Here is a 26,148-nt window from a genome sequence, read left to right as displayed (position 1 = left end):
AGGACACGAGTAGGGTCGTTCGCTCCCGCATGGCGTCGGCGTCTCTGGGTACGCTCGGTCAGTCTCGCCGAAGGGTTATACCGGCCAGTCCCTTGTAGATAACAATGAGGCGGAACTCGGACGACGAGGACAAATCCGGTGGTGAATTCAACGGGATTGAAGACCTGCTGTCCGGAACGAACGGCGACGACGCCGCGGTCGACGTTCACGAGTACGACGAGGAGATCCGGGTGGTTGCAGACATCCCTCACGCTGTACCGGACGACATTACCGTCCAGTGTGACGGACGAACCGCAGCGATTCGGGTGGCGAGTGAACCACGACCGTTTGTTGTGCGCGTCGACCTCCCGTCCTACGTCGATGACACCTCTGGGGAAACGCAGTTCAACAACGGTATCCTTGAGGTGACCTTCGACCGCGATACGGACCCCGCGAATATCGGATTTCACTGAATTGATCGCCCCGAGGGGTGGCGTTCGCGAACGATCGAGGATCTCACAGCTCGTCAGCCGTGCTAACGTGCATTCCGACGAACTGCCACCCATTAGACGACTTCGTTAGTGTCCCGCTCCACCGTGTGTCGAACTCGTGACGCTCTCCAGATTCTGTATTGATCCAGCCCATTGACACAGTGTCGCTGAACCAGGCGTGAGTCCCGCGCTCACTGACTCGAAGTGCGTGACTAGTTACGGTCCACTCAGCCGTTGTTTCGGTCTGGGTGCGGAGGCCGGTTTGGATCTGTTCGCTCCCGACGAGACGCTCCGAGATACCAAACTTCACGAATGCGTCGTCGCCATCGTGCTCCTCGGCGAAGTACGGGGCAAGCGGGTCACCAGCCCGTAGTGCGTCGTAGTACTCTTTGACTGTCGATCGGGCATCCATGTGACAGACGAGGAGTCCAATAATCAAGTGTTCACGGGTCGCTCACCAGACCGAGATTACAATCTTAAACAAGGTCTCAAGCAAGGATTCCCACGCCGTCATCGAGTTCAACGGAGCGGACCAGTGAGGAGCTAATGTTGCTATTGGGCAAAATCCATACAAACGCTAGAACAATATCTATTGGTATGGTCGACAGCCCTCCTCGAATTGCTCTCATTATACTCGCACTGGTTTTAATCACAGTTCCATTCTGGGCACCCCCGCTAGACATAACAGGAACAGAATACGAGTATAGCGCCACACAGCTCACCGTTGAAGATGACCGAATACAGATTCGACAAGACTCACCGAGACTCAGACAAATCGATGGACTCGACTGCTTCAGAGAGCGGTCCCCGACCAGAATCTGTGGTTTTGAATCCGGGCTGGCCGGTGAGACATCGGGTCTCGCACCGTATCCCGGGGTTCGGCACGTCGCCGGAGACCCGTCGCTTGCTTCCCAAGATCGGTATCTTGCGTTCCCCAGCGACGGGCGTGTCTTCAAACGTGTTACAGGCTGGAACGAGTCGGCGCAATCTTATCGTCTCACCTTGGAGCGAGTAAATGCCTCACAGGCGTTAGAGGACGTTTCTCGCCCCGTTGACCAGTACTCACCAGCAGTCAAGCAGGCGGTTGAGACCGGGGGTAGTCAGTCTCAGACGAATCTTCAAGAAGCGATTGTAGTTGACGCTAGCGGGCGATATTACGCGGTGTACACCTCAGGCACGACGTCGCTTCTCTCCGAAGAGCCAGACTCGGAACGTGTGCTCGGGTTCTTGACAGTCATTGGCGGTGCTATGCTACTGTTCGGGGCGGGAGCGATGGGTACCGATCCAGCATCCGGGGTAGGCGACTAAGCTTTGCTACCGTTGTACCGGCCGTTCAAGAATATCGAATACATCGATAGCTTTGTACTCACGATTTCGCTGCTTGCCAGTCACTTCGATAACAATGCCATCCGATTCGAGTTCTTCAATCGCATTGTAGGCAGTCTGTCGACTTACGTCGAACCGATCCGTGATGTTGTCTGCGGTGAAGTACGGCAGTTCAAACAGTTCGCGGGCGAGTTTGTGACTTGTCTTTTGATTCGGATACTGCGCTTCGTACTCTCGCCGGAGTTCGAGTAATTCGAATGTTCGCTCGTAGGAGTCCTTCGCTTGCTCTTCAATGCCTTTGATAAAGAACGCAATCCAGTCGCGCCATTGGCCTTCTTCGCTAACCGCACGCATCGTCTCGACGTACTCCTGCTTGTTTCGATTAAAATAGGCACTCGGATAGAGGTACGGCTCAGACAGATAGCCAGCCTTGTGTAACTGGAGGACGATTAGAATCCGTCCGAGACGACCGTTGCCGTCCGAGCAGGGGTGAATTGTCTCCAACTGATAGTGAGTGATCGCAAGGTCAACCAGGGAGTGGTACTCGCCGTCCATCTGAATATATGCTTCAAGCGAGTCCATTAGCTCCGAGACATGATCCGCCGGTGGTGGCACAAATGGGGACTGTCCGGGACGGGGCGACGGAATATGAACATCATCATCTCGCCACTCACCAACAACGTCCCCCTCGTTCCGAACTCCGTCGAGTAATGTTTCGTGGAGTGATTTGAGCAGTTCGACCGAAATCGACTCTCCTTGTTTAATTGCGTCAAATCCATCACTGAGTGCGCGCTCAGCGTTCAGAACCTCCTGTAAGTCACGGCTCACACGCCCAGAACTGCCTGATTTCTGGCGTGTATGATACGCGTAGACTTCGTCCATCTCGACATCTGCGCCCTCAATTTCTGCTGTTTCGACTGCTTCGAGCCGGAGGAGCGACGTATACAGTACCGGCGAGAAATCGACAGTGGGACTAATCCCGTCGATACGTCCCAACTGGAACGTCGCATCTGATATCGTCGCTGTGAGATCCTCGTCAATCTCAACCCGCGATGAGAGGGGCAACTTCTCTGGAATATAGTAGGGATGCGGATGCGACTGTTGGTAGTGCCCCGGCGCATCTGGTGGCAAATCCTCTGCTCTCATTTTGAATTACTTTGTCTCTAATACGACTTAATCATACGGGTTATAAACAAATTTGGATAAGCGGGATCGAAGACCGCTCCAAATCAAATTCCAGTCGTTGTGCTACAACTATATCCGCTTAATCTAGCTGAGACAAATAGTGTCGACGGTTGCGCTAATCCCACATGAACAGTGGATACCGACGGTGCCGGCGGTGTGTTGTGATGTCTGAGATTTCATATCGATGGCGGGGTCTTCACTTCGAAGTTGGTGTGTGATGACATTGAAGAGGTAGAGAATTCATTTCGATGGAGGGGTGTTCATATCGACACCACCCCTTTCATCTCGACAAGGGTTATGAACTGGCTGTTTCAGAAGTCGTGCGAAATAGTTCGAGGTCCTTGTCAAGCAGATATGACTCAATATCCGCAATTGGGTGCCCATCTCGGATGAACTGTTTGTAGTCCTCAAACGCGATCAATACGACCCTGACACCGGCGAACTTATGAGACACCGTACGAGCCGTTTATAGATCAGCAACGCCACCCCGACGCGCTCTTGCGTTCAACAGGGCACAAGTAGTTCTACTTTCGCTCAGTATGGGGTTCTTTTTTGTATCTCCTATTTGTATGACAAGTTGTATGATCCCCCGCTACAGAGGTGAGTCATCCAAGTGCGTGTAATGGCCCATTTATCCGCACGGGCAGACGCAGCCTACCAGAACGATTACCACCACAAGCTTCGTGGCCGGCTCTGGGACGCGCTCGACGGTACCGCCTACGACGACCGCCACGACGACGGCGAGCCGCCGGGATTCTCGTATTCGAACCCGTTCCCGCCGCATGATATGCAGGAGGGCGACGACCGCAAGCTGCTGGTCGCCTCGCCCGACGAGGAGTTACTGGCCAACGTCGCGGCCGACCTACTCGACGAGCCGGAGCTGAACATCGGCGAGATGCCGTTCCACGTCGACGACGTGACTTCGCTCGAACCCGATGTCGGCGAGCCGGGCACACGCGGGACGATTGAAACCGGGACCGGCCTCTTGGTTCGGATTCCGCCGTGGCGATGCGAGGAGTACGACATCGACCACCCCGGCGGTGACACCGCCGTCTTCTGGCGACCGGAGCATTCGATGAAACCGCTCCGCAAGCAGCTGGAGGATAACCTCGATCAGAAACACGACCGCTTCGCCCACGACCACCTGCCAGGGCCAAGCGATGTCGACGGCGATCTGTTCGACGGCTACGAACTGAACAAGACGTTCGCCGTCCCGGTGACTGTCACCGAAGGCCAGGAGATGACCTACGTCCTAAGCAAGTGGGAGTTTTCCTACACGGTTCGGGACGATCACCATCGCCGTCATCTCAACCTCGCGCTGGATTGCGGACTTGGCGAGCGGAACTCCCTGGGGCTCGGGTTCGTGAACATCACGGACAAAACACCGCCGGGCGAGAGCGAACTGGAGGGTCAGGATGCTTTCGCCTGATGCGTTCCGGGAGAAGTATCCGTCCGAGGAACTGGAGGCAGAGCTTCCGGACTCACCAATCGGATCGCTCCGTGACCTCCAGTACCTCTACGGGAAACTCTACACGCTCGCCACGACGGATGGTGGTAAGTACGCACCCTACCTCACTCCTGACGCGGCCGATGATCTCCTAGATACCGATGACAGTCTAATTGTTGTTCGAGTTGATCTCTCAGGTGACGAACCGCAGTTGGCTGACGACAGTCGAGGTCCGGTATGGATAACAAGATACACTAAGGATCATATTCCGCTGGCCGGCCATTGCTACTACCAAAATCGAGGTGCAGGGATTGATCACAGTATCACTCACAAATCCGGACAAGACAAATCTCCTGAGAGATTGGGTGAATACGCAAAACACCGTTTCACACGGTGGCCCTCCGAAGACGCTGTACAGGATCTCGTGGAGGATCACAGTGGGGGTTGGATCATTACTGATCTCAATAAAATCGGTGAAAATGATGAGCTGATTGAGGAAATAAAAACGAGTGTTCAACGACAAATCGATGGTGATCAGACCTCGCTTATCACCGTCAAAATAAAAACCGAACCAGATGGAGAGTTCCAGTGGCCCTCCGAACTAGAAATCCTAATGGAAGGAATGCGAAGACAGCGTCTCTCCAAACTTGTGACAAAAAATAAAGCAAAGGATTCCTCTGGGCAAGCTGTTGATATTGTTACCCAGCAAAACACTCGAACGGTGGGAACAGCTCAAGACCCGATCAATTATTACCTCGGGAAACAAGTTGAAAAATTCCCAGGTTTAGATATTGACGAAGCTTGGAGATCACATCCGATATCCGAAGACAGCGCGCTGACTCTAATGAAAGCAGAACAATTCATCGAAACATGCGCCTATCGTACATTCGGTGCAAAGGTGTACTACCTTCCGTATGTATTTGGGACCCCGTCAGTAGAGGAGCTGTATGAATTATACGCGATTCTGTACAATTCGGCTGTAGAAGATTCAAATAAAACGCCGATTGAGCGTGCTTATGACAAACAACAAGACATATTCGGAGAAGATCGGCTGCGCTTTTATATCACTGCAGTTATGCCACATCAAAATTCGAGATATGACGTATTCGGCGAGACACTAAACGGAAAGCTCCATTTTCCGAAAGAATTAGCCTTGAGCCACAACCGTCTCGTCAAAAGCGTATCAGCGTTCAACAGAGCTCCGGATATGGAATGGACAGCACCGCTTCCAACAAATGAAAAATGGGAGCTTCTGGAGACCAACGATAATCAGTTACATTCTGTCTCAACGGGCTGGTATTTCTATCAGACGTTCGCTGAGCGAGACGACGAAGAAGCGGATGCAGATGATCCACGAATCAAAGCATTGGTTAGCGTGCTGAGTGGCGATGCACTTTCGGTTGAAATATTGCTTGAAGAGTACGTTAATCGTATTATTGACGACCAGACTGACGACGAAGAACATGAGGGCTTTCCATCGTTCTTAGTCGCCAGTCAGTTCGCCCAAATCTGTGCGCTGGCCGATAACCAGCTCAATTTGCTGAAAGCAGATGATCCGAGTAGGGAACCGATCACACAAGAACCAACATATGAAAAGCACATCATGCCATCAGTAGATGAAATCCCAATCGCGGATGGGGGCCACCCCGCCGCACCGAAACTCGAATCGTTCATCAACGAAACACCTGCACTGTCTCCCGACAACGACGACGATCCAGACTCTGTAACAAGCCAACGCCGCGGGGCGTTCTTGCTTGGCGCGCTCGTCGGCGATATTGGTAGCTATCAGGAGTACAGCGAGGATCGGTCGACCACACTCGTCGATCAGTACCCGGTCAAATCGATTACTCGCTCGCGGATCAAGAAGGTGACACAGGAAACCGTCGCCAAGACGCTGACCTACACGCGTCAGGAAAAGAAACAGCAGGGGACCTACCCCGGCACGAAGGCGGATCACATCGTCGACCGGCTTCGTGATACGATTCTCAAGCCTGATCCGGAAGAGTGGGAGATTGAAACCGACGATCTCCGCTTCTATTACGCCCTTGGCGTGACGTACGGGATGAACGACCACCCGTGGAACCGAGGCGATACTGATGCCGACGACCCAACCACCGAGGAGGAACACTAATATGTCCGATACACCCGATTCCGTGGCGAACCGCTCAGAAATCGTCTTCCTGTACGATGCCGTCGATGCCAATCCGAACGGCAATCCGTTGTCCGGTGCCAACCGGCCGCGAATCGACCCACAGACCCAGCAGGCAATCGTAACCGACGTTCGTCTGAAACGGTATCTCCGCGACCAACTCGACGACGACGGTCACGGCGTCTATATCCGAAACGTACAGGAAGACGGCGATCAGTACACGCGCGGTCAGCTCCTCGAAGATCGACTCAAGGAGGTCGAGCCCGACGACTACGACCTCGATGATGACGAGGAGATTGAGGAGTTCCGCGACGATATCTTCGGCGAGTTCCTAAACGAAAGCGTCGATGTACGCTACTTCGGTGCGACAATGTCAGTAGATACCGACGAGGTTTACGCCAAGCACCTACCGGATCATTTCACTGGCCCCGTCCAGTTCTCGCCCGGCAAATCGATACACGCGGTCAACGAAAATGAAGAATACGATAGCCTGACGAGTGTGATCGCCACGCAGGAGAACAAACAGCAGGGTGGATTCGATCTCGACGACCACCGGATTCAGTACGGATTGATCCGATTTCACGGACTCGTCGACGAACACGGGGCTACCGATACAAACCTCACCACAGCGGATGTCGAACGGCTCGACACGCTCTGCTGGCGCGCGATCAAAAACCAGACTATCAGTCGGAGCAAAGTCGGGCAAGAACCGCGGCTCTACTGTCGCGTTGAGTACGCCGACGAGAGTTTCCACCTCGGTGGTCTCGACCGCGATCTCGAACTCAACGACGAGCATTCGAAACCCGACGAGGAACTCCGAACGGTTCGTGACCTCACGCTTGACGTGACAGGATTCGTAGACCGACTTGACAGAGCAAGTGACCGGATCGAACGTGTTCGAGTCGTCGCCAGCGACGTACTACAACTATCCTACGATGGCGAACTCGGCGGGCCATCGGTACTTCACGAGGCCCTCGAAGACGCAGTCGGAACGGATGCTGTAGAGGAAATCGATGTCTACGACGAACAGACCGCGACACTCCCGAGTGACGACGACAAGGCGTAACGATGTCGCAACAATCGCTGGATGGTTGGACGACCGACGAAAACGGCGGCCAGCCTGATCGCTGCCTCTCGTTTACCGTTCGCGGTCCGTGGGGTCATTTCCGACGAATTGAGGGAAACATCGTCAAGCAAACCTATCGAATCATTCCCCGAACTACCGTTGCTGGGCTCCTCGCAGCTGTTCTAGGGATCGAACGGGATGGCTATTACGACCTGTTCGCACCCGATCGCTCGGCAGTCGCCATCGAACCTGTTCGAGGGATCAGGACGGTCAATATGCCGATGAACACGCTATCGACCGCTGCTGGGAACTTACAGTCGCTCAACGGTCGTGGAAAAATCAGCGTCAAGCTACCTGATCCGACGACGCTCCGGCAGCAACACAACTACGAGGTGCTGGTCGATCCGGCCTACCGAATCGATATCGCACTCGCCGACGACCAGTGGTATACCAAACTGCGCGAGACGCTTGCTGCCGGTGAATCGCACTACGTGCCGAGTCTCGGACTCTCGGAATATCTCGCGGACATCGAGTATCACGGCGAGTTCGATGTTGCGGACGGGCCGCAGACGGATACTGTGGAAGTCGATTCAGCTGTCCCAAATGCTGTTGATGATGTCGTTCTGGATGTAGGAACTCGCTGTCAGATTGAGGAGTCGCCCGCGTTCATGGAGTCCGATGCCGGTGGTCGGACGACAACTGGATTCACGAACTACGCCTACAATCCCGACGCCGATTCGCTTGAGGTGCGAGACACGACAGCAGCCACTGTCGATGGCCGAACCGTGGTGTTCGTCTGATGGCTGTGTACTCTCATCCGCCCGAGGACGGATATGAAGGTGTCTATCTTCGGGATCATTTGGATGATGTTGCCCGGCGGGCCAGAGCAGTCGTCCCCGATGAAGCGACAACACCTACAGATGAGTCGCTACAGCAGGTCGTCCAGACGCTTGCCTATGTTCACGACTTCGGCAAAGCGACGACCTTCTTTCAAGAATATCTTCAACATGGCACCGAACCTGAACACAAGCCGTGTCGATACCATGCTCCGATCGGCTCGTTCGCCGCGTACTATGCGCTCGACGCACAGGGGTTTGAAACTGAGGCCTGTCTAGCTGGTTTCGTCTCCGTCGCCAAACACCACGGGCGGCTTCCGGATGTGACTCAGTACATCTACGACCGTGCGTACACCTCAGAGAACTCAACGGGAGGAGCCCAGACCAATGATGAACAGCTACAGGCAGCAATCGCTATGCAGCTCAATGATATCGAAGACCACGTTCCGGACTTGGCGGCCGATGTCTTCGATGCTGCCACTGATGGCGATGGATCGTGGGACGGATTTCGCTACTCGTACAAAGAGCTGCTTGATGAGATCGCTGCGGCTGTTGCCACGGAGAGTGGTACGACGATCAGTCGTGAGTCACTGTCGGAGTCCTGTTACGGCCTAACTCTCGAAATATGGGGGTCGCTCGTTCTCGCGGACAAGACGAGTGCCGCAAGCCGGAGTGAGGAGGTGGACGTGGATTCAACCTACGAAGCAACGAAACCGTCGCTACAGGTATTAGACGATTACGTGGCTAATCTTGAAGCTTCTTCGCCCGCTGATCCGGAAGGCTCCAGAACGGAGCGGCTGAATCACTATCGCTCACGTGCGCGATCAGCTGTCGTAGAGAACGCAAAACAGTTCGCTGAAGGTGGCGGCGGAGTGGCGACACTTACTCTGCCAACTGGAATGGGAAAGACGCTCTCCGGGCTGTCGGCCGCACAGACGGTTCGTGACGAACTCGGTGGCGAGCGTGTCGTCTACACACTCCCGTTTACCAGTATCATCGATCAGGTCGTCGATGAAATTGAAAACATCTACGAGACCGATACACTTGGGCGATTACTGACTGCCCACCACCACCTTTCGGAAACCCAAATCGTCGACGAGGACGACGTGGACGCTGATGAAGCGGACAGGAACGACGATGTCGCCGGGATGCTCGCTGAAAGCTGGCGGGCCGGCCTCACAGTCACGACGTTCGTGCAGTTGTTCGAGAGTCTTGCTGGGCCGGCCAACAAGCAGTCGATGAAGATACCTGCGCTCCGAGATAGCGTTGTTATACTCGATGAGCCACAGAGCTTGCCGCTCGACTGGTGGAAACTCGTCCCCCGTCTCGTTGGAATACTGACCGAGCAGTACGGCGCGACGGTTATCGCTATGACCGCAACCCAGCCACAGCTATTCGATGAACCAACCGAGCGAGGAGGTGACGCGACTGAACTGGTCGACGATCCTGATGTGTACTTCGAGGCGACCGAGCGCGTCCAGTACGAACTCGATGCGTCGACCGAGCGGTATATCGAGACGCAAGAAGCCCCGAAATCATACACCGAGGCGGGTACCGAACTGCTAACTGTAGTCGATTCCGGCGCGTCAACGCTTGCGGTCTGTAACACAATCGATAGTGCCCGAGCCCTCTTTGACGAACTCACTGACAACGCGGACTCGCTACCTAGGGTCGGAGACATCTACGCTGACAAACTCAGCACAGTCGAAACGACAGCTGACATCGATCCGAAGACGCTTGCGAGCCGAATCGAAGAGCGGAGCGACCGGTCGGTGCTCCACCTCTCGACACGACTTCGTCCTGTGGATCGTCTCAAACTGATCGAAACCGCAAAAGAACTCACCGACGACGGACATGGTCTCATCACGGTCTCGACACAGCTTATCGAAGCTGGCGTCGATATTAGCTTCGACCGTGTCTACCGTGATCTGGCCCCAATCGACAGTATCGTTCAGGCAGCCGGTCGCTGTAACCGGTCGTTCGAGCGGGAACAGGGGCGCGTCATCGTCTGGTGGCTTGACGTCCCGGATGAGCAACAAAAAACACCTGCAGAAGCAGTCTACAATCGAGGAGCGACCCTCCTTCCTGTCGCGGCGGAAACTCTCGATGCTGTTCGTGAAGGGGATGAATCACTCTCCGAAACCACTGTGGCCCGTACAGCAGTCACAGAATACTACAGAACACTACACTCCGATAAGAACGTTGGCAAACAAGAGTACGCTGAGTATGTCGACGACGTACGCGGAGACAAACTCAAAGATCTATCACTGATCGATCAGCGTAACGCAGTCGACATCATCATCTGCCGAACCAAGGACGAACGAAATCAAGTAGAGCAGGTACGCGAAGCGTGGAGCCAGTACGAGTTCGACCGCGTCCGTCGGCTAATGGATGAGCTCAAGCAAGCGCGGGTCTCGATCCCGGTCTACCGTGGCGAATCTGATAAAAAGGACAAGCTCGGTCAATTGAATCCAGTCCACTCCGACACGGACGTGCTATGTCTTGATGTTCGTAAACACGGATTGAGCGAGTATTTCGATGAGAATACAGGGTTCGTCATTCCGGACAGCACTGCTGAGAGGCGGATCTTATGACCGCCGCTGATCCAGTCGACCGCCTCCTCGCAACCGCCCGCGGCGAGCCGGTCGGCGAACCGTTCCGCGTTACGGGTGTGATGGTGCAATACTACTACGTCTGTAAGCGGGAACTCTGGTTCGAGAGTCGGAATCTCGAAATCGACCGCGAGAACGCGACCGTCGTCCGTGGTACCCGCGTCGACGAGACGGCCTACAGCGACAAACGCGAGAACCTCCATCTCGGCATGATCTCACTCGATTTGCTGGACGACGGCCGCGTCGTCGAGGTCAAACCTTCCTCGACGCTCACGGAACCCGCTGAAATGTAGCTGTCGTACTACCTCTGGTATCTCGACCGCGTCGCCGATATCCAGCGAGACGGCGTCCTGGCGCATCCCCGTGAGCGAAAGCGCGAGCCGGTCGAACTCACGGCGGAGCGAGCGGAGAAGGTCGAAACCGCGATCCGTGGGATTCACGACATCGTCAGCCAAGCCTCACCGCCACCGGCCGAGGAGAAACCATTCTGTGACTCCTGTGCGTACCACGATTTCTGCTGGTGTTAACAATGGACCGCAACTACCACGTCTTTTCGGACGGCCGACTCGAACGCAGCGACGACACGCTCAGACTCGTCCCCGACGACGGTGGGGAGAAGCAGTACATCCCAATCGAAAACGCCGAGGCGTTCTTCCTCCACGGCCAGATCGATTTCAACACGCGGCTGATGTCGTTTCTCAACGACCGAACGGTCGCACTCCACGTGTTCGGCTGGGAGGATTACTACTCGGGGTCGGTGATGCCGAAACGCGGTCAGACATCCGGGAAGACCGTCGTCAACCAAGTTCGCGCCTACGAGGACAGCCAGCACCGACGGCAGCTTGCCGCCGCGATTGTACAGGGTAGCATCCACAATATGCGGACGAACGTGATCTACTATAACGGCCGGGATTACGATCTTGACGATGTCGTCGAGGACTTGGAAGCGGCGGCCGCACGCGTCGGTGAGTCGCTTCCGGTTGATGAGCTACTAGGAACCGAGGCTACCGCAAGAAAGGCCTACTATCGAAGCTTCAACAAGATCCTCCCGAGCGAGTTTCAACTGACTCGACGAGAATACAACCCACCACCCAACGAGATTAACAGCCTTATCTCGTTCGGGAACTCGCTGGTCTATGCCAACTGCGTCTCGGCGATCCGTGCCACGGCGCTCGATCCGACGATCAGCTACCTCCATGAACCGGGGGAACGTCGATACTCACTGTCACTCGATCTCGCCGATCTGTTCAAACCCGTTCTCGCCGACCGTGTCCTGTTTCGACTGGTAAATAGAAACCAGATTTCGGATGACGATTTCGAGACAGAGCTCGGCTCTTGTTTGTTGAACGAATCTGGACGAAAGACGTACACGAAGGCGTTCGAAGAGACGCTTGAACGAACGGTTGAACACCCTGATCTGAACCGCAAGGTTAGCTATCAGTACCTGATGAGGCTCGAAGCGTATAAACTTAAGAAACACTTGCTCACCGGTGAGGAATACGAGCCGTTCCAGCGGTGGTGGTGAGATGTACGTCGTGATGGTCTACGATCTTGAGGCCGAGCGGACACAGAAAGCACTCAAAATTGGGCGGCGGTATCTGACTCATGTCCAAAACTCCGTGCTCGAAGGCGAGATCTCTGAAGGTGATCTCACCAAGCTCAAAAATGAGATCGATGACCTGCTGAAACCCGGGGAGTCGACAATCATCTACGAACTATCTTCTGATACACTGCTCAATCGGACGGTCTACGGTGACGACCCAACTGAAGATCAGCGATTTCTGTAATCGACTCCGTCAACCCCATGGGGGACACTGCCTATTGACGGTTGACGGAAGGACTTTATTGTAACCAGGCGTTAGAATGCCTATGCTCCGTATATCGGGCATGGTTTCAGACGAACCCTCGTGGGGTTGAAGCCTCCGGCGTGTGGTCCGACTACTTGCCGGAGGAGGAGTTTCAGACGAACCCTCGTGGGGTTGAAGCACCCCGAACATCGACGAGCGCGACTTAGGCCGCGAGTTTCAGACGAACCCTCGTGGGGTTGAAGCGGGCCGTAGCCGGACGCACGCTTAAGGTTGCGGCGGGTTTCAGACGAACCCTCGTGGGGTTGAAGCGTCGAACTCCGCGCCCCATTGGCGCTTGTGTCGAAGTTTCAGACGAACCCTCGTGGGGTTGAAGCCACGAGGACGGCAGCACCGAGTCTATCCCGACCACGGTTTCAGACGAACCCTCGTGGGGTTGAAGCTGAAGGGGATGTTCGGGATGAGATTAAGCGCCTCGTTTCAGACGAACCCTCGTGGGGTTGAAGCCGGGCGGCGTCCTCGTCGGTCATGAGCGGTTCGGTTTCAGACGAACCCTCGTGGGGTTGAAGCGGTTTGCCCGTCCGTCGTGATCACGCCGCGCGATAGTTTCAGACGAACCCTCGTGGGGTTGAAGCGTCTGTTTGGACCCGACCATCCACACGTCCATATCAGTTTCAGACGAACCCTCGTGGGGTTGAAGCTGGACGTTACCGATCGCGTCGTCGACGCCGTCCGGAGTTTCAGACGAACCCTCGTGGGGTTGAAGCGCTCGTCCCGCTCGCAACTGTCTCCGTCTCGGTGCTGCCGACTCGGAGCGTTTCAGACGAACCCTCGTGGGGTTGAAGCCCCGGCGGCGTCGACCTCATGGAAGTGTCGATCGTGTTTCAGACGAACCCTCGTGGGGTTGAAGCGAGCCGCAAACCGACGAGACGGTCGAACTCGGCGAGTTTCAGACGAACCCTCGTGGGGTTGAAGCGAGCGACTCTTTGATCGAGTCGACATGGTAGCCGTAGTTTCAGACGAACCCTCGTGGGGTTGAAGCCGCGGACAGCATGAACTCCTCTACGTGGCGACCCGGTTTCAGACGAACCCTCGTGGGGTTGAAGCCTGACGGACGCGCCCGACGAGCCGATCGACGCGACGGGTTTCAGACGAACCCTCGTGGGGTTGAAGCCGGTTTGGCAAGGGCCGCGAGGAGACGAGCGGATGGTTTCAGACGAACCCTCGTGGGGTTGAAGCGCGGCGCGCAACGGGGCGGGCATCGTTGAGATACTGGTTTCAGACGAACCCTCGTGGGGTTGAAGCCACGTCAACGACGGTCCGGGTGGTGGCCTTACGTAGTTTCAGACGAACCCTCGTGGGGTTGAAGCGTGAGTCGGTACTCCACCACGTCCCACGTCTCGCCGGTTTCAGACGAACCCTCGTGGGGTTGAAGCCACCGGAGGTGGTCGGCGTGGTGGAGCGTGAACCGTGTTTCAGACGAACCCTCGTGGGGTTGAAGCCCGATGAACCAAAGGCGTCTATTTCGCTTGCGGGGCGTTTCAGACGAACCCTCGTGGGGTTGAAGCGGTCAGTACAGATAACCTCAATGGCGGGTATCCGTGTTTCAGACGAACCCTCGTGGGGTTGAAGCGATTAATCTGGAACCGACACAAGGCACGGTGCCGGGTTTCAGACGAACCCTCGTGGGGTTGAAGCGAGGGGCGAACACGACGCGCGCGAAGTTGACGAGGAGTTTCAGACGAACCCTCGTGGGGTTGAAGCCTCCTCGGTCAGTCCGTCGTCGTCGGTGTCGGTGTGTTTCAGACGAACCCTCGTGGGGTTGAAGCGCGCGGCACGCAGCCAGCGTCGCGTCCGGGGCCAGTTTCAGACGAACCCTCGTGGGGTTGAAGCGCGTGACGTGGGGCGAATAGGCGAACCGGAGGTTTGTTTCAGACGAACCCTCGTGGGGTTGAAGCACTTCGCCGCCGCCGACGCCGTCCGCCACGACACCCGTTTCAGACGAACCCTCGTGGGGTTGAAGCACGCTCCAAGAACTGAATACCGACGAGTACGCGGGTTTCAGACGAACCCTCGTGGGGTTGAAGCCACGAGTCCGCCGTCTCACTGCGGGAGGTGGACAGTTTCAGACGAACCCTCGTGGGGTTGAAGCACGAACTCGTCATTAATGCCGCGGAGGTACGCGATTGTTTCAGACGAACCCTCGTGGGGTTGAAGCGACGTTATCGCTGCGGCCGCGAAGGGGCTCCTCCAGGTTTCAGACGAACCCTCGTGGGGTTGAAGCGCGGTCACGTCCCGCGCCGGCACGCGGGCGCTGGAGGGTTTCAGACGAACCCTCGTGGGGTTGAAGCCCCTCGGGGGCGCCGCCCGAGTCACCCACGTCGCCGTTTCAGACGAACCCTCGTGGGGTTGAAGCGTAGGTAATTACGTCCGCCTCGGGCTTCGGCTCGGGTTTCAGACGAACCCTCGTGGGGTTGAAGCCATCGGGCGTTACGCCGTCCGCGTCGTTGTGGCACCGTTTCAGACGAACCCTCGTGGGGTTGAAGCGCCTCCGACCATGGCCGCGCGGTCCATATAATAACGTTTCAGACGAACCCTCGTGGGGTTGAAGCCCTGACCACTCCGCGAACGCGACCCGCCCGCGCGTGTTTCAGACGAACCCTCGTGGGGTTGAAGCAAAATCTGGGAGTTCTAACCCCGTCAACCCCTCCGCGTTTCAGACGAACCCTCGTGGGGTTGAAGCTTGCGCGGGCGGCACCCACCCACCCCACCACTCATGTTTCAGACGAACCCTCGTGGGGTTGAAGCGCGACCTCCGACGCGAGCCGGTCGATGATCGTTTGGAGTTTCAGACGAACCCTCGTGGGGTTGAAGCAGTCGCACGATATGGGCGTCGCCGACGTGACGCCGCGTTTCAGACGAACCCTCGTGGGGTTGAAGCGGTCGTTCGCGTCCGTCACCGACGAGCCGGCGCTGGTTTCAGACGAACCCTCGTGGGGTTGAAGCCGCACGTCGGTCCCGTTAATCCCGAACAGGTCAATCGTTTCAGACGAACCCTCGTGGGGTTGAAGCGCACGACACGCGGTAAGCGTTGCGTCCGGCTCAACGTGTTTCAGACGAACCCTCGTGGGGTTGAAGCGGTCGCGCCGGGGAGGAGTACGTCCACGTCGACGCGTTTCAGACGAACCCTCGTGGGGTTGAAGCAACTTTGAGGCGGTCCAGAACGCGCGCGCCACGCTGTTTCAGACGAACCCTCGTGGGGTTGAAGCGCGCGGATGAACGCCACGGCGGGCGGACAACACTCGTTTCAGACGAACCCTCGTGGGGTTGAAGCCCGCGAATGGTGTGCGGCGACGTGCCGAACTCGAAGGTTTCAGACGAACCCTCGTGGGGTTGAAGCATCATGCCTTCAACAAGCGCCGAGAGCTTCGCTTGTGGTTTCAGACGAACCCTCGTGGGGTTGAAGCGACGTAGTCTACTACAGTATCATCGTCAAACGTGTGTTTCAGACGAACCCTCGTGGGGTTGAAGCAACTGTAGCTGTTCGACCGCCGGAACAGGGTGTGTAGTTTCAGACGAACCCTCGTGGGGTTGAAGCGGCTTTGCTCCTAGACGAGATAGGAGCGGGAGCGGGTTTCAGACGAACCCTCGTGGGGTTGAAGCGATTCGTGACAGCTGTCACCGTAGTCGCACCGACGGGTTTCAGACGAACCCTCGTGGGGTTGAAGCCGCTGCCCGTTCGACGCCGCTCGGGCAACCGTCTCCGTTTCAGACGAACCCTCGTGGGGTTGAAGCAACCCGCACCACACGATCCCCGACGACGTGGCAGGGTTTCAGACGAACCCTCGTGGGGTTGAAGCGACAACGGCGCCGGGATGCTGCCGACCGAGTAACCGGTTTCAGACGAACCCTCGTGGGGTTGAAGCTACGACCAAGACGTCGAGACCTCGGTCGGCAACGAAGTTTCAGACGAACCCTCGTGGGGTTGAAGCAGCGGCGACACGATCGACCTCCGCAACGTCGACGCGGTTTCAGACGAACCCTCGTGGGGTTGAAGCGAGCAGCTGGGCGTAGCCAGCGAACGCCCCCGACCGCGTTTCAGACGAACCTTCGTGGGGTTGAAGCGGAATATCAGCTGTAATCCCGACTAGTTTCTCGGATAGTTTCAGACGAATCCTCGTGGGGTTGAAGCGAACACCTCCGTGCCGCCGTCGGCCGTGGCGATGGTCTCAAACGAACCCTCCTGGGGTTGAAGCGATCGCAGAGCCGAGCTCGGGATCGAGCTGATCAGCGTTTCAGACGAACCTTCGTGGGGTTAAAGCGAGCAAGACGTCGAGTTCTTCTCCATGTTAGATCCGGTCTCAGAAGAGCCCTACATGTCGAGATAGGGGCCGTAAGCCCGAAACGTGGGACGGTAGCTGATTATCATAAACATTGAATTTCAGTACCAGATTTAAATGCTTAGCAGATAGCAATTTTGTATGGCTGGAGTTCAAGCAATCTTGCTTGCTATCTGCTTCCCAGTTCTTGCGATAGGACTCCACGAACTGACCCACCTAGCAGTCGCCCGGATTGCCTGCCCGCTTTCGATTGAACAGACCTCGTGGGTCCCGTTCCGACTTCGCCTTGATTTTGAGAGACTGCCGGCAAAAGCCACACTCCGGATGATTGCACTTGCTCCTCTATTTGTCGGCGGCGTGGCTGCTGCCATCGCTCTTCAAGCTGGAATTTGGCAACAGATTAAAATCGCTGATCCGTACTATCTCCATCACCTTATGATAGTGTACTGGTTCCTCTATATTATTCCCAGCCCTGCAGATATTCGACTAGCCATCTGGCCGTCGGTAGACGACACACAGGGCGTTCAGGTGAATCCACAATGAGTGACTACCCAATTGGCACACCAGTGATAGACGACAATCGAGCTGTTTCGACAGTAATCGGGGTCGTTATTTTGTTTGGGTTCCTGATCCTTGCGCTCTCACTATACCAGGTAGAAATCGTTCCACAGCAGAATGCAGAGACCGAGTTCCAACACTCCGGGGAGGTCCGCAACGATCTTGTTGAGCTCAGAGCGGGTATTCTACAAGCCGGGAGCATCGACCAGCCACAGTATCAGACGGTTGAGCTGGGGACTACATATTCAACCCGTGTATTCACAATAAATCCACCACCGCCAGCTGGAACAATCCGGACGACGGAGTCGTATCCGATCACAATTGCGTACGAGTCAAACGGTACGGTGATCGAGACTATCCCCACACGGTTCATTGAGTACCGCCCGGGCTACAACGAGCTTGATCAGTCCCCAACGTGGTACGACGCGTCTGTGCTCTACCTTGACGCTCGTCAAGAGGGTGATGGTATCGCGGTGATCGAAGATCAGAGTCTTGTTAATGACGGGAAAGTACAAATTACAGCTCTCCAGAACGAGTTTCGGCGAAGCGGGACCGGTCGGGTCACAGTTGAACTCCGCCCAGCAGAGAGCATTACTGGAGATATTCCCGAGGGTGATCTCAACGTCACGATTCCGACGCGGTTGAGTGATGAAGAGTACTGGAATGGTACTGACATCTCAAGCGACATCTACAGTATCACGGACGACGAAAATGGAGACAATGTACATAATCTAACACTTGAGACAACCACTACCAACCTGACCGTAGATACGGTCGGCGTACAAGAAGCACCTGAAGAGCCGAGTCAAAATGATAATGCGCGTCTTGGTGGTGGCGGTAGCGACAGCAGTGGTGAGTCGCCCGTGGGACTAGTATACAATAATGATGCTATCGCGATAGATGGAAATGATGACCCTAGTCCAGACAGGAGTGGTGGGGTGGAATTCTCAGTCACGAATCAGTATGAGCAGCCAGTCACGATAACGAGCATGACAATCGATCCAGATAGCCCTGACATCAATGAACTAGATGACGCCGTGCCCAACGATTTTACCGGCAACCGTGATCCCTCTGCTGACGAAGTCGAAATTTGGACTGAAAATAGTTCTGGGAGCATTCAGTATTCAGAGTGGACCACCAGCTTTGGAGATAGTGAGGCGCTCGCGATTGATGATCAAGTAACAATATCGCCAGGAACAGACGGGGATGCGAATTCTGACACACTATCTAGAATTCAGTCTGGGCAACAACTTGGACTTAGCATGTATGAGTTTTATGAGGAGGGTGGAAGGGGATTCCCTTACGATCAAAACAATAATATAAATATGAGTGGGGAACAGCTTACAATCACCCTTGTATACGAATTCGATGATGGTACCGCGGATTCGACAACATATCAGATGACGCCATCCTGATAATTATTCAAGAATCAACGCTTGATAAATTCCTAAAAGAAACTAGTCACAACTACCTTCCGATGCGGCTTGACAGTACAGTCAATTCTGAGCAGTCTCTGTTTCTCGTGTTGGGTGTCGTGTGTTCGATGTCAACTCTAAGTCTGAGGAACCGGCATCCGTTGTAGTTTAACACCTCACGCCAGCGCTGTCTCCTGATCTAAATTCCGTTAGGACTGCCTGTCAGAGAAACCCGGTAGCTGCTGTGAGTTACTAACCACTGGATTCAGGAGTTGTTGACCGGATCAAAAAAGCGCTTCTCTCTGATGAGCTGCGCGAGCGCGCTCGCACAACGAATCTCGCCTAGGTTCAAGAAGAGGTTTGTTCAGTTCGGCCAACGAAAGGGGACGTATTCTCTACTATACATAATTCCAATTGTGTCTAGAAGGAAGTGGTTTTCGCAAAGCTGTGTAAACCCGTACGGGTATATACAAAATAGACCTACACGAGAACACAACCAAGGTTGAGCCGTGCGAGCCACAACACACCTAGGTATCGATAACTGCCCGAGACACCCCTCTGAAGTGTCTTTCTCTCGACCGCCGACAGCGACTGAGCTATCCTCAACGCTTGCCGGCGATCGCGTCCCTGTACAAATGCGACCGCTATCACGGACCCCCGACAGCGTTCGCCGTCGTGACCCTGGTTAAACCGATACGGGCAGATGGGCGGGTATGGACACAGAGTTCGCGTACTGGGTCCCGAACATCAGCGGCGGGCTGGTCGTGTCGGACTGGGAGACGGAGACGGACTGGACGTACGACTACAACCTCGACCTCGCTCGGACGGCGGAGTCGGTCGGCTTCGACTACGCGCTCGCACAGGCGCGGTTTTTCGGCAGCTACGGCGCCGAAAAGCAGTTGGAGGCGCTGTCGATCGCCAACGCGCTCGCGGCGCAGACCGACGAGCTACACATCATCGGGGCGGTACATCCGGGGCTGTGGGAGCCCGGCCCGCTCGCGAACTTCATCGCAACCGCCGACCGAATCAGCGACGGCCGCTTCTCGATCAACGTCGTCTCCGGCTGGTTCAAAGGGGAGTTCACGGGATTCGGCCAGCCATGGCTCGCGCACGACGAGCGGTACGCCCGCTCAACGGAGTTTATCGAGGTCCTGAAGGCGCTCTGGACCGAGGACCGGGCGAAATACGACGGCCGGTTCTACACGGTCGGGAAGGACATCGACGGCTTCGAGGGCGCGCCGATGGAGCCCAAGCCGGTTCAGGACCCGTACCCGCAGGTATTCCAGGGCGGGAACTCGCAGGCGGCCCGGGAGATGGCCGCGAAACACGCGGACGTCCTCTTCATCAACGGCGGGAGCCTCCAAGAGATCCGTGCCGTCATCGAGGACGTCGAGGAGTACGCCGCGGAGTCCGACACGGAACCGCCACGATTCACCGCGAACGCGTTCGTCATCCAGCGGGACACCGAGTCCGAGGCCAAGGCGGTCCTCGAGGGAATCATCGAGAACGCCACCGACGAGGCAATCGACGCGTTCAAACAACAGGTGAAACAGGCCGGGCAGTCGACGGCCGAGGGCGACGGGATGTGGTCGGACTCCGAGTTCGAGGACCTCGTCCAGTACAACGACGGGTTCAAGACCGGGCTCATCGGGACCGACGAGCAGATAATCGAGCGCATCCGCAAGCTCGACGCCATCGGCGTCGACATCGTCCTCGCGGGTTTCCTCGACTTCGAACCGGAGCTTGAGCGCTTCGGTGAGACGATCATCCCGGCGATCGAGGAGGCCGACCCGCTCGATCCCGACGTGGTCGACGCGGACGACGAGATCGTAGACATCGGCGGCGCGAAGGTGGCGAAGTGATGGCCGACCGAACGCTCCTCGGGATCGTCGGCAGCGTCTCCGCCGACTCCCGGACCCGGACCGCGGTTGAGGTCGCGCTAGACGCGGCGGCCCGCGGTCACGACGTGGAGACCGAGGTGCTCCACCTCGCCGAGTACGACCTCGCGACTGCGGACGGGCGCGGGATCGACGACTACGAGGGCGACACCGCCGACGCGCTTGACCTGATCGTCGACGCCGATGCGTACGTCGTCGGCACGCCCGTCTACCGCGGGTCGTACTCGGGCGCGCTGAAGAACCTCCTCGACATGGTCCCCCGCGGCGAGTGGCAGGGCGACGTCGCGCCGTTCGAGAACGCCGCGGTCGGCCTCGTCGCCACGGGCGCGACCGACCACCACTTCCTTGCGGTCGACCAAGAGCTCCGCCCGGCGTTCGCGTTCTTCGGCGCCCACGCGGTCGGGGGTACGACGTACGCGAACGGCGACGACTTCGATGACGGAGAACTCGTCGACGAGGGAGTTCGCGAGCGGCTCGCGACGCTCGGCGAGGCCACCGTCGAACTTGCGGCGGCGATCCGCGACTCGAAAGCGCTGGGATCGCTCGGACCGGCGATCTGAGTCGGAACGAAACCGGCACAGAGAGCGGACATCGCCCTTGTTGTCCACGAGCGATCATTAAAATCAGAGACGCCGGTGTAAACGAATTCCTTGGACTCGGGGTCGTCCGCGCTGTCGACGCCCTCGGTGTTGTTAAATTCGATCGAGGCGCCGGTCTCCTTGGCCGCTGCCCGCGTTTCCACAGTCTCAGTACATCACAAAGCCGGTTAGTTGAGACGTCTACTTGCTGAAGGTGTGTCTAATACCAAGCAAGCAGACGGTGAGATCCACGAGGACCAGCTTCTTAACTTCCTCGTCAACACTGCCGCCGACAGCGACAGCTCTCCGTCGGCTCGTCGACGATCTTCTCGTCAAGGCCACCCAGCACAACCGCTCCGCCACAGAACTCAGGCTTCAGAAACAGCTAGCCGAGGATGTTTTGTGAGGTACTGACGCTTCGCATCTTCGCGCTCCGGGTAGTCGTCGAGGCAGATAGTAGTTTTAGCTAGTTGGGCCTACAAAAAACCATGTAGAATAGGGCGGTAAAGTGTCAAATTGGGGCCATATCAGGGCGTACAGGTAGTCGAATACCGGATTCTAACACACCCAGAGACGGCTTTATTGAAATCCGTGGTCGCTGATAGTTCGCTGACGCCGTACTGAATACAGAGCGCGAGTCGATCAGACGGCTATCGGAACGTGACGGCTGCCCGCTTGACACCCCGCTTCGAACTCGAATCGTACCTCAGAGACGGATTCGAAGGCGGAATTATCGATGAATGAGATCTCCACGAGAAACACATCACTTTCGGCTCAATAGACATCCGTTCCACTCCGTATATTCCGGTACGGGCTTGCGATTATCAAGGTGATTCACAAGTCCGGTCGCCTCGGTTGTTTTTGTGAACCCCCCCGTTTCGCCTCCGGATATGTCGCCGCCGACAGAGCTCGGATCGATATTGGAATGGAGCGAATTGGAGACCGATTCGTGCTGACTGAGGGAGGGTAACTCCCATCAAGACGTACGCGCCGTCGCGAACAGCGAACTCAATCGGTCATCATCGAATCCGAGAGCTGCTTAGGCGGCAGGAGTACACAGACGGCGTTTCCCCCGGAATTCCGCGATTCGAACAACACTTCTCCGCCGAGCGATTCGACGCACCACTTCATCACGAACAGGCCGATCCCGGACCCGTGGGACGTGTTCGTGGTGACGGTCGGCGAGAACAGCGCGGCGATCTCTTCGGGCGGGATCGGCGGATTCGTGTCTTCGATGCGGATCTCTGCGCGACCAGTGTTGGGAGACGGGCCGACCGTTATTTCGACTGCCGGCGCCTCATCGTTGCTGTGGACAATCGCGTTCTCAATGGCGTGTGCGAGCGCGTACCCAAACGCGTCGTTTATGTCGATCCACATTTGCCTTCGTTCATTTACCTGGATGTCCGCGCCGGGATGTTCGGCGCTGATCCGGCTCACGACGTTCTGTACGGCGCTCACGGCGGAAACTCGGTTGAGGTTTCCCTGTGAGTCGGTCACCGCGTGTTCTATTTGTTTCACGGACATCGCGATGTCCCCGAGCTTCTCGCCTCTAGAAAGAATGGTTGAGACCACTTCTTTGGGCGGTTCGCTCTCAGAGCCGTTCATCACCTGCTCCGCACATCCGATGATAATCGCGGCCTCGTTCCGGAGGTTGTGCCGAAGGACCCGCCAGAACAGCTCCGCTCGATGGTGGGTGTCGTAGTGACGCGTAATGTCCCGTACCTCAACGTGGACACAGCGGTCCGCCGTCGGGCGCTGTCGAGAAGTAAACACCTGAATCCAGATGAGTTCGCCGTCCGCTCGTTTGGCTCGCCACACGAACTGCTGCGGGCTTCCGTTGGCGGCCCTAAAGAGTCTATTGTGGAACTCAGACTCGGTGTGTGAGTGTGTGTTCGCCGTGTATTCGGCCACGGAGAGCTCACGCAGTTGGTCCGAACTGTATCCGAGGATTTCCTCTAGTCGCGTGTTCGCGTCAAGAACGGTTCCGGAGGCGGCGTCATAGATCGCCACGCCGGTGTGGAGCGTGTCGAGTACCGGAGATAGCGTCCCGCATTCGGACGAAGACATACACCCGAGAATTTCACCGAGGCACGGTTTTCGTTGCTATGAGTGATATATATCGCTCCGTACGAAGTCAGCGGATGAACGGGCGTTGTCTGATCATGAGAGAATCGAATTTGTATCAAACAGATTATAACATAATATCCAATATCCCGAGTCCGTCCGGGGCCACGCCATAGTCTGATTATTTCACTCTAAAAACTGCGAGCTAAATGTCAGAGAGGACTTATTTTGTTGAGCGGGAACGGGCACAACAGACCGGTCACGACGAGTATATATCCCACCGGTCGGCTTCTGACGCGTCCGTTCACCTATTATAAGGGTTCAAGCACAGGCTGCCGAATAACCCGAACGAGTAACAAATGACAACGGATACCAACCGGGAGTCGAGGAACGACGAGACGACCGGACGGAAATCGGTGAGCCCCGCATTCACCGGTCTGGTACATCAGGTCGACAGGCGGTCGTCGGGTCCCGATCGGGTCACGGTGTTCCCAGCTGAGGCGACCGATGACGAGCGGCTGTCGACGTGGGTGACGGTGGACGTCGACTCCGTCGTCAAGCCCGAATGCTTCCGATAACCACCCGGATGTACCGCGACCGCGTCGGGCTAGACGGTCGAGAGGCCCTGCGGTGCCGACCAGTGTCGGATCCGATGCCCCGGTCAATGCGGACTCGGATGTTTCGCCTGCCGCCGATTCGGACGCCTGTACCGGTGGCGAACGAATCCGAGGTGATCCATCGGTGGGCATGAAACGGCGGGGACTCCTCAACAAAGCGCTAAACCGAGTCGCGCTCGGGGTCGTCGCTTCCTCGGTTGTCGAACTGTCCGATCTGTGGTCTGTGGCGTTGTCTCTTTTTTCGAGCGAGCCGACGCGGCCGACACCCATCGACACGGGAGATTCGGTCGCTCGGGAACGGACCGCGGACGGCTACGCCATGACGTACGAGTGGACGGACTGGTCCGGAAGGGAATGGCGTCTGGAGTTTCCGATTGAGCGGTCCGCGTACAGAGAAGCGGCCGACGACACGCATGGATATCTGAGTGGCTTCGAAGCAGCGAAGGGGAGCGCTCATGCCAAGCGGCTCACCGAGGCGCTCGTCAACGAGAGCGCGACGAGCAAGGATACTCGGCGGTCGCTTCCCGAGTCGGTCCTTCTCGATAGGGCGATCGGACTCGTACACTCGCTCGAATACGCGACGGATGCGGAATCGACGGGAGTGCCGGACTATATCCGAACCGTCGAGGAGACGCTCGTCGATGGCTGCGGTGACTGCGAGGACCTCACGTATCTGCTGGTTGCGATGCTTTCGCAGCCGGCGTTCGGCTACCGGACCGCGATGGTGATACTCCCCGGTCACATGCTCGCAGGCGTTCACAGGGACGATCTCCCGGAGGTGTACGCCGACGCGCCCACCCTCCCGGGAGGGACGTACGTCGCAATAGAGTGTACCACATCTCGCCCGATCGGCGAGTTCAAACACAAGCCCGTGCTAGCGGTGTACGGCGACGATGTCGAATACATCGACCGGTCGGCGATCGCCAACACGGGCGAGGAGTTCCTCAAACACCCGACGCAGTTTCAGACGATTGCCGACGCGTCGGCGAAGCGCCCCCACTAACCGGAGCAACCGTGGTCGACAACCCTACCTTACCTCACTCAGTCTACCGACTTCGCTCGGTGAGGGAGGTTGTTATCCGTGAGCTTAGCCTCGAACCCGCCAAGTAGACGGTGATTTGCCACTCGGGATCGCCGGTTCCAGACTTCAGGGCGAGTTCAATACGGACGGTTTCAATGGCGTCAACTATATCTGGACGTTGGGACTGAGCGCGGCAAATACATTGAAATTTTAACCTTTACATAGTAGTATATATAACTATTGATCGGGCTTCTTGTAGTTAGCGTAGCATCTGTAAGTCATGGAATCGGCTATGGTCCTTAGCTGTCCAATTTGTAACGCCGTTCGCGCACTCGAAGGGCGACGAAGCGAGTATTCGAAACAGGATCTGTATGCTCGCGTGAAGCCACATCTAGGTAGGCACGATCTCAATGAGCCCAAAATGGCGATTCGAAAGTACGGGATCATTTCTGACGCTACTGAAATTGTCATTCCCTCAGAGACTACTCAGCGACTTCCGATCGAAGGGTGGACGGAACGTGACGACACATGGCTTCCCGATGGTGCCCTGTCCGGTGGCGAAGGGTCTCTGTCAGCACCCGAACCGTCAGTCGAGATCTCGCCCCGCTAACTCGATGTCGAAAGGTAACCGATCACAGTCGGGTGAACCCGGAAAATGAGTGCTACTCTCTCATTTGTAAGGTGTCGTTTCCGCTGACCCGAAAATGATAGGAGGATTTCAGTCTGACAGGTATAGGAGCCGCCTCACGATATCCACGTTC

Annotated in this window: 17 protein-coding genes, 1 pseudogene and 1 CRISPR repeat array; of the genes and pseudogenes, 15 read left to right on the top strand and 3 right to left on the bottom strand. The window is 56.6% G+C overall.

The features are described from left to right. The first annotated feature begins 104 nt into the window (after nucleotides 1–104). Nucleotides 105–452: an Hsp20/alpha crystallin family protein gene (locus EXE51_RS06640; protein ID WP_158413882.1), complete on the top strand. Its 348-nt coding sequence runs from the start codon at nucleotides 105–107 to the stop codon at nucleotides 450–452. Between the two features lie 43 nt (nucleotides 453–495). Here the strand turns inward: EXE51_RS06640 and EXE51_RS06635 are convergent, their stop codons facing one another. After that, nucleotides 496–882, bottom strand: a complete 387-nt coding sequence (locus EXE51_RS06635) for a nuclear transport factor 2 family protein (protein ID WP_049933511.1) — start codon at nucleotides 880–882, stop codon at nucleotides 496–498. 902 nt (nucleotides 883–1,784) lie between these two features. Then, nucleotides 1,785–2,942 (bottom strand): Fic family protein, encoded by a 1,158-nt coding sequence (locus tag EXE51_RS06625; RefSeq protein WP_137692293.1) that lies wholly within the window; start codon nucleotides 2,940–2,942, stop codon nucleotides 1,785–1,787. Nucleotides 2,943–3,603: 661 nt separating this feature from the next. On the opposite strand from EXE51_RS06625, the gene cas6 reads away from it, so the two are divergent. From cas6 to EXE51_RS06565, 12 genes and pseudogenes are all read left to right on the top strand, one after another. Beyond that, on the top strand, nucleotides 3,604–4,410 hold the full coding sequence (gene cas6 / locus EXE51_RS06620; protein WP_137692292.1) for a CRISPR-associated endoribonuclease Cas6: 807 nt from the start codon (nucleotides 3,604–3,606) through the stop codon (nucleotides 4,408–4,410). After that, nucleotides 4,397–6,559: a type I-B CRISPR-associated protein Cas8b/Csh1 gene (gene cas8b, locus EXE51_RS06615; protein WP_137692291.1), complete on the top strand. Its 2,163-nt coding sequence runs from the start codon at nucleotides 4,397–4,399 to the stop codon at nucleotides 6,557–6,559. Before cas6 ends, cas8b begins: the two co-directional genes overlap by 14 nt. A 1-nt stretch (nucleotide 6,560) precedes the next feature. Next, the gene (gene cas7b, locus EXE51_RS06610; protein ID WP_137692290.1) at nucleotides 6,561–7,643 is read left to right on the top strand and encodes a type I-B CRISPR-associated protein Cas7/Csh2; all 1,083 of its coding nucleotides are present in this window, start codon (nucleotides 6,561–6,563) and stop codon (nucleotides 7,641–7,643) included. A gap of 2 nt (nucleotides 7,644–7,645) precedes the next feature. Next, on the top strand, nucleotides 7,646–8,443 hold the full coding sequence (gene cas5b / locus EXE51_RS06605; RefSeq protein ID WP_137692289.1) for a type I-B CRISPR-associated protein Cas5b: 798 nt from the start codon (nucleotides 7,646–7,648) through the stop codon (nucleotides 8,441–8,443). Further along, a complete protein-coding gene (locus tag EXE51_RS06600) occupies nucleotides 8,443–11,073 on the top strand; it encodes a CRISPR-associated endonuclease Cas3'' (RefSeq protein ID WP_137692288.1) in 2,631 nt (876 codons plus the stop codon). The genes cas5b and EXE51_RS06600 overlap by 1 nt, the downstream gene beginning before the upstream one ends. Continuing rightward, a pseudogene (locus EXE51_RS06595) lies at nucleotides 11,070–11,618 on the top strand (CRISPR-associated protein Cas4). Before EXE51_RS06600 ends, EXE51_RS06595 begins: the two are co-directional and overlap by 4 nt. Nucleotides 11,619–11,620: 2 nt before the next feature. Beyond that, nucleotides 11,621–12,616 (top strand): type I-B CRISPR-associated endonuclease Cas1b, encoded by a 996-nt coding sequence (cas1b, locus tag EXE51_RS06590; RefSeq protein WP_137692287.1) that lies wholly within the window; start codon nucleotides 11,621–11,623, stop codon nucleotides 12,614–12,616. A 1-nt stretch (nucleotide 12,617) separates the two neighbouring features. Next, nucleotides 12,618–12,878 carry a CRISPR-associated endonuclease Cas2 gene (cas2, locus tag EXE51_RS06585; RefSeq protein ID WP_137692286.1) on the top strand — a complete coding sequence of 87 codons (261 nt, stop codon included), beginning with the start codon at nucleotides 12,618–12,620 and terminating at the stop codon, nucleotides 12,876–12,878. A 103-nt stretch (nucleotides 12,879–12,981) separates the two neighbouring features. Continuing rightward, a CRISPR array of direct repeats spans nucleotides 12,982–17,218; the repeat unit is 30 nt; unit sequence GTTTCAGACGAACCCTCGTGGGGTTGAAGC. 159 nt (nucleotides 17,219–17,377) lie between these two features. After that, nucleotides 17,378–17,779, top strand: coding sequence for a hypothetical protein (locus EXE51_RS06580; protein WP_137692285.1), 402 nt, complete (start codon nucleotides 17,378–17,380; stop codon nucleotides 17,777–17,779). Continuing rightward, nucleotides 17,776–19,209: a hypothetical protein gene (locus EXE51_RS06575; protein WP_137692284.1), complete on the top strand. Its 1,434-nt coding sequence runs from the start codon at nucleotides 17,776–17,778 to the stop codon at nucleotides 19,207–19,209. The genes EXE51_RS06580 and EXE51_RS06575 overlap by 4 nt, the downstream gene beginning before the upstream one ends. A 713-nt stretch (nucleotides 19,210–19,922) precedes the next feature. Beyond that, complete coding sequence (gene sfnG, locus EXE51_RS06570; protein ID WP_137692283.1) at nucleotides 19,923–21,071, top strand: dimethylsulfone monooxygenase SfnG; 1,149 nt, start codon at nucleotides 19,923–19,925, stop codon at nucleotides 21,069–21,071. Continuing rightward, complete coding sequence (locus EXE51_RS06565) at nucleotides 21,071–21,667, top strand: NADPH-dependent FMN reductase (protein WP_137692282.1); 597 nt, start codon at nucleotides 21,071–21,073, stop codon at nucleotides 21,665–21,667. The genes sfnG and EXE51_RS06565 overlap by 1 nt, the downstream gene beginning before the upstream one ends. Before the next feature lie 1,026 nt (nucleotides 21,668–22,693). Here the strand turns inward: EXE51_RS06565 and EXE51_RS06555 are convergent. Beyond that, a complete protein-coding gene (locus EXE51_RS06555) occupies nucleotides 22,694–23,752 on the bottom strand; it encodes a PAS domain-containing sensor histidine kinase (RefSeq protein WP_137692280.1) in 1,059 nt (352 codons plus the stop codon). 356 nt (nucleotides 23,753–24,108) lie between these two features. Here EXE51_RS06555 and EXE51_RS06550 point away from each other — a divergent pair, with 356 nt between their 5' ends. Beyond that, nucleotides 24,109–24,327, top strand: a complete 219-nt coding sequence (locus tag EXE51_RS06550) for a hypothetical protein (protein WP_137692279.1) — start codon at nucleotides 24,109–24,111, stop codon at nucleotides 24,325–24,327. Between the two features lie 169 nt (nucleotides 24,328–24,496). Continuing rightward, on the top strand, nucleotides 24,497–25,369 hold the full coding sequence (locus EXE51_RS06545) for a hypothetical protein (RefSeq protein ID WP_137692302.1): 873 nt from the start codon (nucleotides 24,497–24,499) through the stop codon (nucleotides 25,367–25,369). The last annotated feature ends 779 nt before the right edge of the window (nucleotides 25,370–26,148 follow it).

This window comes from Halorubrum sp. CGM5_25_10-8B, assembly GCF_005435095.1.
Classification (GTDB): domain Archaea; phylum Halobacteriota; class Halobacteria; order Halobacteriales; family Haloferacaceae; genus Halorubrum; species Halorubrum ezzemoulense.
Note: the sequence above shows the minus strand (reverse complement) of the source record. Positions and strands in the feature narration are given on the sequence as shown.